Genomic DNA, 12,955 nt, shown 5'->3' with positions numbered 1-12,955 from the left:
TTCAGGGCGTAATCATTTTTTTGCGCATTCTGGCTACCCGTCGGCGCAGTGCGGGCGCGGGCAACCATGAAAAAGATAGTAAAAACCGGCCCCGCCAGCGTTGAACTGGCCGATGTTCCCGAGCCCGCCACCACGGTGCCAGAGTACTGGGGCGACGCCTGCAAGCACCTGGTCAAGAAAGACCGGGTGATGAAGCGGCTGATTCCCCAGTTTGGTGATGCCTGTCTTCATGCAAGAGGCGATGCCTTCAGCACGCTGGCGCGCAGCATCGTGGGGCAGCAGATCTCCGTGAAAGCGGCCCAGAGCGTCTGGACAAAGTTCTCGGCCCTGCCCAAGAAAATCACGCCCGCCAACGTGCTCAGGCTCAAGGTTAACGACATGCGGGCTGCGGGCCTGAGTGCACGCAAGGTGGAGTACCTGGTAGACCTGTCGATACACTTCGATACCGGCGCGGTCCATGTGAAAGACTGGCAGGCAATGGACGACGAAGCCATCATTGCCGAGCTGGTGGCCATCCGCGGCATTGGCCGCTGGACGGCCGAGATGTTCCTGATTTTTTACCTGATGCGTCCCAACGTGCTGCCGCTGGACGATCTCGGCCTGATCAGCGGCATCAGCCAGAACTATTTTTCGGGTGAATCCGTCAGCCGCAGCGATGCGCGCGAGGTGGCTGCGGCCTGGGCGCCGTATTGCAGTGTCGCAACTTGGTATATTTGGCGCTCGCTGGACCCATTACCGGTTCTGGGTACCGAGCAAAAATAACGGTAACAGGCCTTAAGTTTTAAGAAGCCTTGAGGAGCATTACATGGCGAAAAAAACCTTTCTCGATTTTGAGCAGCCCATTGCGGAGCTTGAAGGGAAAATTGAAGAGCTGCGCTACGTGCAGACCGAGTCGGCTGTAGATATCTCGGAAGAAATCGACCAGCTGGCCAAGAAAAGCCAGCAGCTGACCAAAGACATCTACAGCGACCTGAACCCCTGGCAGATCACCAAGATCGCCCGCCATCCGGAGCGGCCTTACACGCTGGATTACGTCAACGACATCTTCACCGATTTTGTGGAGCTGCACGGCGACCGGCATTTCTCGGATGACCTGAGCATTGTGGGCGGCCTGGCCCGCTTCAACGGCACCGCCTGCATGGTGCTGGGCCACCAGAAAGGGCGCGACACCCGGGAGCGCGGCCTGCGCAACTTCGGCATGAGCAAGCCCGAGGGCTACCGCAAGGCCTTGCGCCTCATGAAGACCGCCGAGAAGTTCAAGCTGCCGGTGTTCACCTTTGTGGATACCCCCGGCGCCTACCCCGGCATCGATGCCGAAGAGCGCGGCCAGTCGGAGGCCATCGGCCGCAATATTTTTGAAATGGCGCAGCTCGAAGTGCCCATCATCACCACCATCATCGGCGAGGGCGGCTCCGGCGGCGCGCTGGCCATTTCGGTGGCCGACCAGGTGGTGATGCTGCAGTATTCGATTTACTCCGTGATCAGCCCGGAAGGCTGTGCATCCATTCTCTGGAAAACCTCGGAGAAGTCGCAGGAGGCCGCCGATGCGCTGGGCATCACGGCGCACCGGCTCAAGGCCCTGGGCGTGATCGACAAGATCGTCAACGAGCCCGTGGGCGGCGCCCATCGCGACCACAAGCAGATGGCGGCATTTTTGAAGCGGGCACTCAACGACGCGTTCCGGCAGGTCAGCGACCTGAAGGTCAAGGAGCTGCTGGACCGCCGCTACGAACGGCTGCAAAGCTACGGCCGTTTTACCGATACCAAAGCCGACGCCGGGAAATAGGGCGCCACGGCAAGCTCAAGCGAACAAGGCCATGGCCAGCCTGTCCGATCAGGAAATCCGGCACTACCGGGAGCAGGGCTACGTTATTCCGCAGTTCCGGCTCAGCGATGCCTGGGTCCTCCGGATGCAGGATGCGCTGAACACGTTGATCCGCAACAACCCGGGCGTGCGCCCGGAAAAGCTGGTGAGCGCCCATATCGAGGGCCAGAACGATGAGGGTGTGCGGGGCAGCCGGGATTTTTTCGATCTCGCCATGAACCCGGATATCGTTGACCTGGTCACGCAGGTGATCGGGCCCGACGTCATCCTGTGGGGCTGCCACGTATTCTGCAAGCCGGCCAGCGAAGGTTTTGAAACGCCCTGGCATCAGGACGGCCATTACTGGCCCATCCGCCCGCTGGCCAACTGTACCGTCTGGGTGGCGCTGGAGCCGAGCACGCGTGAGAACGGCTGCCTGCGCGTGATCCCCGGCTCGCACGCCGCCAAAGTGCTCTATCCTCACCTGCATGAAGACCGCACCGACCTGACCCTGAACCAGCGCATGGCCGAAGGCAGCTTTGACGTGAATGAGGCGGTCGATCTGGAACTTGAGCCCGGCCAGATGTCTTTGCACGACATTTACATGATCCACGGCGCCCAGGCCAATACCTCTGGCACCAGGCGCACCGGCGTGGCGTTGCGCTACATGCCGGGCACCTCACTGTTCGACCGCAGCCTGCGCCCGTCGGACGGCGAAACCGGCGTCCCGGTCAGCTTCGCCACGCGGCCTTTGTGGCTGCTGCGGGGCGAGGACCGAACGGGACGCAATGATTTTTCGGTGGGCCACCGTGGCTCGTAGCGGACCGGCGCACGGCTTATCCGAAGCGCTGGCTTCTTTCTCTCCGGGCCTGCCTTTCGCTGTAGCGCTCAGCGGCGGCGCCGATTCAACCGCCTTGCTGGTGGGCTGCGCCGAGAAATGGCCCGGTCAGGTCCGGGCCGTTCATATCCATCACGGCCTGCAGGCTGCGGCCGACGACTTTGAACGGCACTGCCAGGCCCTGTGTGCGCAGTTGAACGTGCCGCTTGCCGTGAAACGCGTGCAGGCCCGCCATGCATCCGGCGAAAGCCCCGAAGACGCGGCCCGCAAGGCCCGCTATGCGGCTTTTGGTGCTGTAGCTAATGAGGAATGGGCGCAGATTGGTATCAGAGACATAGCAATTGCCCAGCACGCCGATGACCAGGTTGAAACCATGCTGCTGGCGCTGTCGCGCGGTGCGGGGCTGCCGGGACTGGCAGCCATGCCGGCGCGGTGGGAGCGAGACGGCATCACCTACCATCGCCCGCTGCTGGCGGTGCCCGGGGCGCTGCTGCGCGCCTGGCTGGTCGAACGGGGCGTGCCCTGGGTGGAAGATCCGACCAATGTCGACGAGCAGTTCACGCGTAACCGCATTCGGGCCCGGCTGTTGCCCGCGCTGGCGGACGCCTTTCCGCAGTTCCGCGAGACCTTTGCGCGCAGTGCCCGGCATGCGGCCCAGGCCCAGGCGCTGCTGGTGGAGGTGGCGCAGCAGGATCTGGCCGCGGTCGGCTTGCCGCCTGCCATCACGGCCCTGCAGGCGTTTTCGCAGGCGCGCCAGGCCAATGTGCTGCGCCATTGGCTGCAGCTGCAACAGGCAACGCCCAGCGCGGCGCAACTCGATCAGTTGCTGGTGCAAGTGGCCTCCTGCACCACCCGCGGGCACAAGATTCACCTCAAGGTGGCGACAGGCCACGTGACGCGCGCCGGTGCGGTGCTGCACTACACCGCCGGGGCGGGCCAGACGGACGATTAGGTAATAGCCCTGGGTATAATTGAGGGCTTTGCTGGCTGCCAAAGCCTTCTTCTCACCTTCTTCTCAGAATGCGGGAAGGGCGTCAGGGGCCTGCAAAAAGCAGCACGCAATGTTCGCAACCAACTCCTGAATTGACATCCTGCAATGGCTTTGATCGTTCATAAATACGGCGGCACATCGATGGGCTCAACCGAGCGCATCCGCAATGTGGCCAAGCGCGTCGCCAAGTGGGCGCGGGCCGGCCACCAGATGGTCGTGGTTCCCAGCGCCATGAGTGGCGAAACCAATCGTTTGCTGGGCCTGGCCAAAGAGCTGGCCCCCGGACGGCCCGGTGACGACTATCACCGTGAACTCGACGCGCTGGCCGCGACCGGCGAGCAGGCCTCCAGTGCGCTGCTGGCCATTGCGCTGCAGTCAGAAGGCATGCAGGCCGTGAGCTACGCCGGCTGGCAGGTCACCATCAAGACCAACAACGCCTACACCAAGGCCCGCATCGAATCGATTGACGACGAGCGCGTGCGCGCCGACCTGGACGCCGGCAAGGTCGTGATCATCACCGGCTTCCAGGGCGTGGACGAGGGCGGCAACGTCACCACGTTGGGTCGCGGCGGCTCGGACACCTCGGCCGTGGCGATCGCGGCAGCCCTGAAAGCCCACGAGTGCCTGATTTACACCGACGTGGACGGCGTATACACGACCGACCCGCGCGTGGTGCCCGAGGCACGCCGCCTGCACACCGTGAGTTTCGAGGAAATGCTGGAGATGGCCTCCATGGGCTCCAAGGTGCTGCAGATCCGCTCGGTGGAATTTGCCGGCAAGTACAAGGTGCCGCTGCGCGTGCTGTCCAGCTTCACCGACTGGGACATCGACATCAACGAAGAAGCCAAATCAGGCACTTTGATCAGTTTTGAGGAAGACGAAAACATGGAACAAGCCATCGTATCGGGCATCGCTTTCAACCGCGATGAAGCCAAAATCTCCGTCCTCGGCGTGCCAGACACCCCGGGCATTGCCTACCAGATCCTTGGCGCCGTGGCCGACGCCAACATCGAAGTCGATGTGATCATCCAGAACATCAGCAAGGACGGCAAGACGGACTTCAGCTTTACCGTGCACCGCAACGACTATTCCAAAGCCGTTGACCTGCTGAAAACCAAGGTGCTGCCGGCGCTGGGCGCACAGGAAGTCACCGGCGACGCCAAGATCTGCAAGGTCAGCATCGTGGGTATCGGCATGCGCAGCCATGTGGGCGTTGCCAGCAAGATGTTCCGCGTGCTCAGCGAAGAGGGCATCAACATTCAGATGATCTCGACCAGCGAAATCAAGACCTCCGTGGTCATTGATGAAAAATACATGGAGCTGGCCGTTCGTGCCTTGCACAAGGCTTTTGACCTGGACCAGCCCGCCGCCTGAAAACCGGCGTTAAGTCGTGAGATAATCGCTTTATTGGAAACGTGACCGAGTGGCCGAAGGTGCTCCCCTGCTAAGGGAGTATGGGGTGTAGAGCCTCATCGAGGGTTCGAATCCCTCCGTTTCCGCCAGTACAAAAAGCCGCCTTCGGGCGGCTTTTTTACGTCTATCCCAGGCTGGCCGACAGATCAACTGGACAGCCGGGTTCCACGGGCCACCAGCAGCTCATTTGGCCCTTCCCAGCCGCCTGGCGACTGAAATGCGCTGAGCCTGCTTTCCATCTCAGCCCAGGCGGCGTCCTGTGCTTCCTGGCTCAAGTTGCCCAGAATCTGCACGATCGGCGAGGCCGACGTGCGTATGAAAGTCAAATAGTCCTGGGTCGAGGGCAGGCGAAAGGGCGCAGAAACCCGGGTGCTTGTCACGTCTGTGAATCCCGCGGCGTGGAACAGCTCGTCAAGCAGGCCCGGCTTGCCCAGACTCATCAGACTGCCGGGTTGGTATGGATCTCTCGGCGGCAGGCCTGCATGCTTGAGCGCCGTTGACATCAGGATGCCGATGCAGGGGTTGTGTTGCGGCTCGGAGAACACCAGCACAGCGGCATGCCCATCGGGTCTCAGGGCGTGGTGAACCTGCTGCAGGGCCTGCAGGGGATCGGGGCAGAACATGAGGCCGAGCCGGGACACGGCCGCATCGAAGCTCGCAGCATCAACGCCCAGATGTTCCGCATCGCAGACACGGGTTTCGACATTGGGCAAACCGGCATCGCGCGCGTTGTCTTGTGCGAACTGCAAAATCCCTGGGGAAATGTCGGTGGCCAGCACATAACCGCCGGGCCCGACCCGCCGGGCGATGTCCAGCGTCTGGTCCCCGGCGCCTGCGGCGATGTCGAGCACCCGCATGCCGACTGTGATGCGGGCAGCATCCAGCATGGCCGGTGTGGCTTGTGCGAGCCAGCCATGGATATGCTGTGTTTGAGCGTTCCACCCGCTGGCAGACTTATCCCAGGCTTGCCTGGCGGCCGCCTTGAACTGTTCCGGGCTCAATGCGTTCATGAAAGCTCCCTGGGAGAAACGCGCGGCAGCCAGTTTGATCCGAACCAGTTGCGAACGCAAGCGTAAGCGTTTCCCCTGCCATCCCGATACACAATTTCAGGACACAGCTCGCAAACGTTCGCTGGCTATCGGGTGCCCGTGCGCCCGGTTGACGTCGCCGCACACCATAATCCGGAATTGTTCGAAAAACCGAGTCAACAGGACACCCATGCGCCTTCGCCACATCGAAGTTTTCAATGCCGTCATGCTCACTGGCAGTGTCAGCGGTGCGGCGCGCCTGATCAATGTCACCCAGCCGGCTGTCAGCCGTGTCCTGCAGCATGCGGAGCTGCAGCTTGGTTTCGCGCTCTTTCAGCGCGGCAAGGGCCGACTCACGCCAACTTCTGAAGCGCTCACCCTGTATCCGCACATCGAGCGGCTGTTTGCCCAGCTCGATGAGGTGCAGCGTCTGGCGGCCAACCTCAAGACGGGCGAGAGTGCCAGGGAGTTGCGCGTCCTGACCGTGCTGGCGCTGAGCTACGAAATCCTGCCGCACACCATCAAGCTGTTTCGCGTCAGGCATCCTGATGTGGCCATCACGGTCAAGGCGCTGCATTCGCCGCAAATTGTCTCGGCATTGGCGTTGCAGGAAGGGGATGTCGGCTTTTTGTTCAGCCCGGTAGTGCATTCAGCGCTGGCGCAGGAGCATCTGGCCGACGGCCGCATGGTCTGTATCGCGCCCAAAGGCATGCTGGCCGCGCGCCTGACCAAACGCGGCAGCGTCACGCTGACGGATTTAACCAAGGTGCCCGTCATCGGGCTCGACGTCCTGGATCCGGTGGGCCGCAGCCTGAACCAGGCTTGTCGTGAGGCCGGGGTGGGGCTGGAGTTTTCCATTACCGTGCAGACCTACCATTCGGCGTTAGCACTGGCGCACCACGGGCTCGGCATTGCCGTGGTGGATACCTGCACGGCGGTATCCGCCGATCTGTCGCGCGTGGATGTGTTGGCGTTGGAGCCCCTGATTCCGGTGCCCATCAAGGCTGTGTTGCCCGCGGGCAAGCCGGGCTCGGTCGTGGTGCGGGCGTTTGTGCGATGCTTTCAACAGGCGCTGGCACGGACAGTCTGAACGGGCTCCCGTGGTCCGTGCGGTATCGTGCTTGGTCGTGCTCGGGGGGTAGGAGTCAGGGGCTCAGCAAGCGGCTGATGCGTTGTGCCGAACCAAATGCCAGCGTAAAGCCCAGTGCGCCATGGCCTGTGTTGAACAGCAGGTTGCGAGGGCCTTTGGCGTGCTTGCCGATGATGGGCAAGCCGGTGGGCGTCGCCGGGCGCATGCCGGCCCAGGGGCTCAGGTCCGCCAACGCATTGCATTGCGGGAAAAGCATTTGGGTCGTGGCCTTCAGTGAGGCGATCTGTGCGGGGCAAACAGCGGTGTCATACCCCGAGAGCTCAGCCATGCCCGCCACCCGCAGGCGCGAGCCGATGCGCGCAAACACCACTTTGCGGGCGCTGTCCGTCACGCTCACGGACGGCGCCGCGCGTGGCGCCTCGCCCACCTCCACCGTGATGCTGTAGCCCTTGAGCGGGTAGACGGGAAGGTGCACGCCGAGCGTGCGGGCCAGGCGGGGGGAGTGGGCGCCCAGCGACATCACATACTGGTCGGCTTCGACGAGGCCTTGCGGCGTGGCTGCCGCCACCACCAATCCGCCGCGCACCACCAGTTGCTCAATGGGCGAGGCGAGTAAAAACCGCACACCCTGGCGGCGCAGCACAGCCATCAGCGCACGGCAGGTTTTCAGGCAGTCGGCGGCGCATTCACTGGGCGTGTAGATGGCGCCGGCAATGTGGCGATGGCGGCTTGTCAGCGCAGGCTCAATCTCCACGCAACGGTCGGCACCGACCGCTTCCTGTCTGCTGCCCAGTTCACGCTGCAGCAGCATTTGCCGGCGCGCGGCCGTGAATGACGGCTGGTCCGGATACAGTACCAGCTTGCCGGTGGTGGAAAAATCGCAGTCCAGTTGTTCCTCGTTCATCATGGCGTCGAAGGTCTGCCGGCTGAGCGCCGCCAGTTCGAGCAGCCGGGCCGTGGTGCTGCGCGACGTGCTGCCCTTGCATGCGGCCAGAAACTGTGCGCCCCACAACCACTGTCGGGGGTCCAGGCGCGGACGCAGTTTCAGCGGCGATGAGGGCGAGAGCAGCAGTTTGGGGAGTTGCCGCCAGATGCCCGGATCAGCCAGCGGCTGAACATAGGAGTAACTCAGCTGTGCACCGTTGCCGCCACTGGCGCCGCTGCCGGGACTGGCGCGGTCAAGCACCGTGACCTCGTGGCCGGCACGGCGCAAGCTGTAGGCCGTGGCCAGCCCCACAATTCCCGCGCCGAGTACACAGACATGCATGAAAGTCCTTTCGTCTTTTGTTCTTGAAAGAGGGCCACTTTACGCAGCGCTGGCAGGTTTGAACAATGCTGAATTCGGCACCGCCCATGACCTGTGGTTATGCCCGCGGGCCTGACGCCCCGGAATGGGTAAACCATGAGTTTTTGGCATGGGTTTGCCGTGAAAATGAATGGCACGCATCCTGCTCATGTTCCTACACTGGCAATGCCTTCTTCCTGAAATTCCCAACTCCCTGCCCCCGAAAGGACTCGCATGAAATTCTCGACCCTCATGACCGCCGTGCTGCTGACAACAGGCTTGGCCGCCACCGCCAGCGCGCAGACGCTGAAAAAAGTGGCCGACAGCAACAAGATCACCGTGTCTTACCGCGAGGCGTCGGTGCCTTTCAGCTACCTGATCGGATCGACCAAGGCGGTGGGTTTTTCGGTCGAGCTGACCGAAGCCATCATTGATGACGTGCGCAAGAAGACCAAAAAACCCAATCTGGAAGTGGCCTACATGCCCGTGACGTCCCAGAACCGCATCCCGCTGCTGGTCAACGGGACGTACGACCTGGAGTGCGGCTCGACGACGAACAACTCGGTGCGCGGCAAGGACGTGGCTTTCTCCATCAACATGTTTTACACCGGCACGCGCCTGCTGACCAAGAAGACCTCCGGCGTCAAGAACTACGCAGACCTGGCCAAGAAAACCGTTGCGAGTACCACAGGCACCACGAACGCCCAGGTGATTCGCAAGTACAACACTGAAAAGAACCTGGACATGCAGCTGATCCTCGGTAAGGACCATGACGACTCGCTGCTGCTGGTGGAAAGCGATCGCGCCGTGGCCTTTGCCATGGACGACATCCTGCTGTTCGGTCTGATGGCCAACTCCAAGAATCCGGCTTCCCTGCAAGTGGTGGGTGACTCGCTGCAGGTTGAGCCCTATGCCTGCATGCTGCGCAAGGATGACCCGGAGTTCAAGAAGCTGGTGGATGGAACCATTGCGCGCCTGATGAAGTCCGGCGAATTCACGAAGCTGTACACCAAATGGTTCGAGTCGCCCATGCCGCCAAAAGGCACGAACCTGGGCTTGCCCATGAGTCAGCAGCTCAAGGACAACCTGAAGGCGATGAGCGACAAGCCCGCCACTTAATTCCGAATTCCAGCGAGGCGGGGTTCGCTCACGCCTTGCTGACCGCGCCGTGCTGGCCTCGCGCAAGGCCGCACAGCTCTCACTTAAAAAAAAGACGGGTTTCAGCCCCTTCCGGCCAAGCCGGGAGATGGGCCTTGGCGCGAGCATGCGCGCCGGTTTTACAGGAGCGGCACCACATCATGAATGGGCTTATGCACAAGACAAGGGTTGTAGGCATTCTGGGCGGCATGGGGCCGGCCGCAGGCGCGGACTTTGTCCGGCTGTTTGTACAGGCCTGCGCAGACCGCATGCGCGAGCAGAATATCCCCGTATCGGACCAGGCGTTTCCCGAGCACTGGCTGGCGCAGGTGCCGGTGCCGGACCGCAGCACGGCCCTTGGGTCGCCCGGCCCGGGCGGGCACCAGCCGCTGGACCCAATGCTGCAGGCCATGGGCAAGCTGGCCGCGCTGGGAGCCACCACGGTGGCGGTGGCCTGCAACACGGCGCACGCCTGGCATGCTGAACTGCAAGAGCGCTTTCCGCAGCTCGAAGTGCTGCATGTGGCACGTGAAGTGGCCCGCGCGCTGGCCGGCCGCGGTGTGCGTGAAGTGGGCTTGCTGGCCACAGAAGGCACCTACCGCGCCGGGTTGTATGACCAGGCGCTGCGCCAGGCCGGACTGCAATGCCACATTCCGCTGGCCGAAGAACGCGAACGCTTGATGGACGGTATCTACCACGGCGTCAAGGTCGGCAACATGGCGCTGGCCCGAGACTGCTTTGCCGGTGTGGCCCAGGCGCTGGCCCGGCGGCACGGGCTGTCCACGCTGGTGCTGGGGTGTACGGAAATTCCGCTGGCGCTCGGCGCTGTTCCGGAAATGGATGAGCTGGTTCTGGTGGACCCGGCGGCTTTGCTGGCGCGGGCGCTGGCCAGACGGGCTTACGCCGCCTGAAGGGCTTGGAAAAACCGGATATTGGATAAAACGGGTTCCGGGTGAGTCAGGGTTTATGCAACGTGCTATAAAAAAATAGCAAATTACCCGCCGCCACCACGGCGTGTCATTTCACCCGCTGCACCATCAAAACCCTGCGCGCGTCAGCCGGGTACGCAATGAAAAGCGCTCTGCCGGGTGGTGCGTCACGCTGATCTCAACGACTTCACCCTGCTGGTTGAGGTAGTGGCGCACGATGCGCAGTCCCGGCGCTTGCGGCTCCACGCCAAGGCGGCGGGCCACGGAATCGGGCAGGGGGACGGCACACAGGTCTTGCGTCATCTCCTTGATGTGCTGGCCGTAGTGCGTCTCCAGCAGCGTACTCACCAGTGTGCCGGGGGACTCGCGCACGCGTCCTTCCAGCCCGTCGTAGTCGGGTGCGACATAGACCTCGGTCCAGCCAATCGGTTCACCCTGCGGCTTTTTGGAGCCGGGCCCCTGGCCGTCCAGGCGCAGGCTGGCAATGCGCAGCCAGGGCGTGCCCTCGGCACAGTGCAGCAGGCGCGCCAGCGCCGCCGGGGTGGCAATGCGGTCAATCTGTTGCACCACGCGCGAGTGGGTGGCCCCAAATTGCACCAGATCGTCAATGGACGCCAGCGACTGATGAAAGCCCACGCTGGGGGTGACTGACTCCACCCGCGTTCCCGCATTCTTGCGGCGCGACACCAGCCCCTGTTGCTGCAATTCCTGCAGGGCGGCGCGTACCGTGTGGCGGCTGGTCTGGTAGTGGGCGCACAACTCCAGCTCGGTGGGCAACACGCTGCCCACGGCGAAATGACCAGTGCGGATGGCCTCGCGCAGGTGGTGCGCAATGTCGGAAAAACGGGGCTTGGCAGTCATGGCATCAAGTGTAGGGTGCGCGGCTTGCCATGGTCTTGGCGTGACGAGCAGGGCTGTACGGGTAACTACTGATTTTATTTATGTCCGGACTTATTAACATTCAATATGTCCGAACATATAAAGCCATTTCTGCTTGAACCTAAACCATGAAAACACCGCCACCCCTCTTCAGCGCCAGCACCGTGATGGATTCCATCCTGTTTCGTGATGCCTTCGGCACCCAGGCCATGCGCAACCTCTTTTCAGACCAGGCACTGGTTCAGCGCTACATCGATGCCGAGGTGGCGCTGGCGCGCGCCGAGGCGCGCTGTGGCGTGATTCCGGCTGAAGCCGCCGAAGTGATTGCGCGCGAATCCCGCCTGGACCGCATCGACTTCGACCACATGCGCGAAGAGACCGACATCGTGGGCTATCCCATCCTGCCGCTGGTGCACCAGCTGGTGGCCATGTGCGGCGAAGCCGGGCGCTATGTGCACTGGGGCGCCACGACGCAGGACATCATGGACACTGCCGTGGCCCTGCAGGTGCGCGATGCGCTGGACAGCATCGACGCGGACATCCGTGCGTTGCGCCAAATCCTCGCCAACCTGGCGAAGAAACACCGCGACACGCCCATGGCGGGCCGCACCCACTTGCAGCAGGCCCTGCCCATCACCTTTGGCTACAAGGCCGCCATCTGGCTGGCGATGTTTGACCGCCATCAGCAGCGTCTGGCGCAACTGCGCCCGCGCGTGGCGGTGGTGGAGTTTGCTGGTGCGGCGGGCACGCTGGCGTCACTGGGCGACAAGGGGTTTGCGGTGCAAAAAGCCATGGCCGACGAACTGGGCCTGGGTGTGCCGGCCACCACGTGGCATGTGGCGCGCGACGGTTTTGCCGAGGCCGTGAACCTGCTGGCCCTGGTCACCGGCTCGCTGGGCAAGATCGCGCTGGACATCATGATCATGGCCTCGACCGAGTTTGCCGAGGTCTACGAGCCCTTCGTCAAGGGGCGCGGCGCCAGCAGCACCATGCCGCAAAAGCGCAACCCGATCTCCAGCGAGTTGATGCTGGCAGCCTCCAAGGCCGTGCGCCAGCATGCGGGTTTGATGGTGGATGCCATGGTGCAGGACTTTGAACGCGCCACCGGCCCCTGGCATGCGGAGTGGATTGCCATTCCCGAGAGTTTCATCCTCACCGCCGGGGCGCTGCACCAGGCCCGGTTTGCCTTGGGCGGCCTGGTGGTGGATGCCGACCGCATGCGCCACAACCTCGGCATCACCCGCGGCCTGATCGTGGCCGAGGCGGTGATGATGGGGCTGGCCCCGCACATGGGGCGCCAGCAGGCGCACGACGTGGTGTATGACGCCTGCCGTACCGTCAACGAACAAGGTGGCACTCTGGCCGAAGCGCTGGCCGCCTTGCCTGTCGTCACGCAGTACCTGGACCGCAGCGCCATTGATCATCTGTGCGACCCCGCCAATTACCTGGGCCTGGCGCCGCAAATGGTGGACAGGGCGCTGGCGCTGTCGGCCGGGGTTTGACTGTTCTTTTCTCTTTCTCCCTCCCTTCTTTCCTCCCCCGCTTTTGCATTCATCACGGA

The 12,955-nt window shown here is 62.9% G+C and carries 12 protein-coding genes and 1 tRNA gene; 10 read left to right on the top strand and 3 right to left on the bottom strand.

What is annotated here, in order from left to right:
* Window positions 1-66 precede the first annotated feature (66 nt).
* The 6 genes from AC1DUR_RS01965 (at window position 67) to AC1DUR_RS01940 (ending at window position 5,135) form a co-directional block, all read left to right on the top strand.
* On the top strand, window positions 67-762 hold the full coding sequence (locus AC1DUR_RS01965) for a DNA-3-methyladenine glycosylase family protein (protein ID WP_477717104.1): 696 nt from the start codon (window positions 67-69) through the stop codon (window positions 760-762).
* A 43-nt stretch (window positions 763-805) separates the two neighbouring features.
* On the top strand, window positions 806-1,786 hold the full coding sequence (locus tag AC1DUR_RS01960; RefSeq protein ID WP_477717103.1) for an acetyl-CoA carboxylase carboxyltransferase subunit alpha: 981 nt from the start codon (window positions 806-808) through the stop codon (window positions 1,784-1,786).
* 31 nt (window positions 1,787-1,817) lie between these two features.
* Window positions 1,818-2,624, top strand: a complete 807-nt coding sequence (locus AC1DUR_RS01955; RefSeq protein WP_477717102.1) for a phytanoyl-CoA dioxygenase family protein — start codon at window positions 1,818-1,820, stop codon at window positions 2,622-2,624.
* Window positions 2,593-3,594, top strand: a complete 1,002-nt coding sequence (gene tilS, locus AC1DUR_RS01950; RefSeq protein WP_477717101.1) for a tRNA lysidine(34) synthetase TilS — start codon at window positions 2,593-2,595, stop codon at window positions 3,592-3,594. The genes AC1DUR_RS01955 and tilS overlap by 32 nt, the downstream gene beginning before the upstream one ends.
* Window positions 3,595-3,738: 144 nt before the next feature.
* Window positions 3,739-5,007, top strand: a complete 1,269-nt coding sequence (locus AC1DUR_RS01945) for an aspartate kinase (RefSeq protein WP_477717100.1) — start codon at window positions 3,739-3,741, stop codon at window positions 5,005-5,007.
* Between the two features lie 35 nt (window positions 5,008-5,042).
* Window positions 5,043-5,135, top strand: a tRNA-Ser gene (locus tag AC1DUR_RS01940).
* Window positions 5,136-5,192: 57 nt separating this feature from the next.
* On the opposite strand, the gene AC1DUR_RS01935 is transcribed toward AC1DUR_RS01940, so the two are convergent.
* Window positions 5,193-6,056, bottom strand: a complete 864-nt coding sequence (locus tag AC1DUR_RS01935; protein WP_477717099.1) for a class I SAM-dependent methyltransferase — start codon at window positions 6,054-6,056, stop codon at window positions 5,193-5,195.
* 208 nt (window positions 6,057-6,264) lie between these two features.
* Between AC1DUR_RS01935 and AC1DUR_RS01930 the strand changes: the two genes are divergently transcribed.
* Window positions 6,265-7,164, top strand: coding sequence for a LysR family transcriptional regulator (locus AC1DUR_RS01930; RefSeq protein ID WP_477717098.1), 900 nt, complete (start codon window positions 6,265-6,267; stop codon window positions 7,162-7,164).
* Between the two features lie 55 nt (window positions 7,165-7,219).
* Here the strand turns inward: AC1DUR_RS01930 and AC1DUR_RS01925 are convergent, their stop codons facing one another.
* Window positions 7,220-8,431: a D-amino acid dehydrogenase gene (locus tag AC1DUR_RS01925; RefSeq protein WP_477717097.1), complete on the bottom strand. Its 1,212-nt coding sequence runs from the start codon at window positions 8,429-8,431 to the stop codon at window positions 7,220-7,222.
* A 252-nt stretch (window positions 8,432-8,683) separates the two neighbouring features.
* Between AC1DUR_RS01925 and AC1DUR_RS01920 the strand changes: the two genes are divergently transcribed.
* Both AC1DUR_RS01920 and AC1DUR_RS01915 read left to right on the top strand, forming a co-directional pair.
* Window positions 8,684-9,568, top strand: coding sequence for a transporter substrate-binding domain-containing protein (locus AC1DUR_RS01920; protein WP_477717096.1), 885 nt, complete (start codon window positions 8,684-8,686; stop codon window positions 9,566-9,568).
* A gap of 191 nt (window positions 9,569-9,759) precedes the next feature.
* A complete protein-coding gene (locus AC1DUR_RS01915; protein WP_477717095.1) occupies window positions 9,760-10,497 on the top strand; it encodes an aspartate/glutamate racemase family protein in 738 nt (245 codons plus the stop codon).
* Window positions 10,498-10,623: 126 nt separating this feature from the next.
* Here the strand turns inward: AC1DUR_RS01915 and AC1DUR_RS01910 are convergent, their stop codons facing one another.
* Entirely contained in the window at window positions 10,624-11,376 is a 753-nt protein-coding gene (locus tag AC1DUR_RS01910; protein WP_477717094.1) for a GntR family transcriptional regulator, read from the bottom strand.
* 146 nt (window positions 11,377-11,522) lie between these two features.
* Here AC1DUR_RS01910 and pcaB point away from each other — a divergent pair, with 146 nt between their 5' ends.
* Window positions 11,523-12,896, top strand: a complete 1,374-nt coding sequence (gene pcaB, locus AC1DUR_RS01905; protein WP_477717093.1) for a 3-carboxy-cis,cis-muconate cycloisomerase — start codon at window positions 11,523-11,525, stop codon at window positions 12,894-12,896.
* Window positions 12,897-12,955: the final 59 nt, after the last annotated feature.

This window comes from Polaromonas sp. P4_F4 (genome assembly GCF_056401355.1).
Note: the sequence above shows the minus strand (reverse complement) of the source record. Positions and strands in the feature narration are given on the sequence as shown.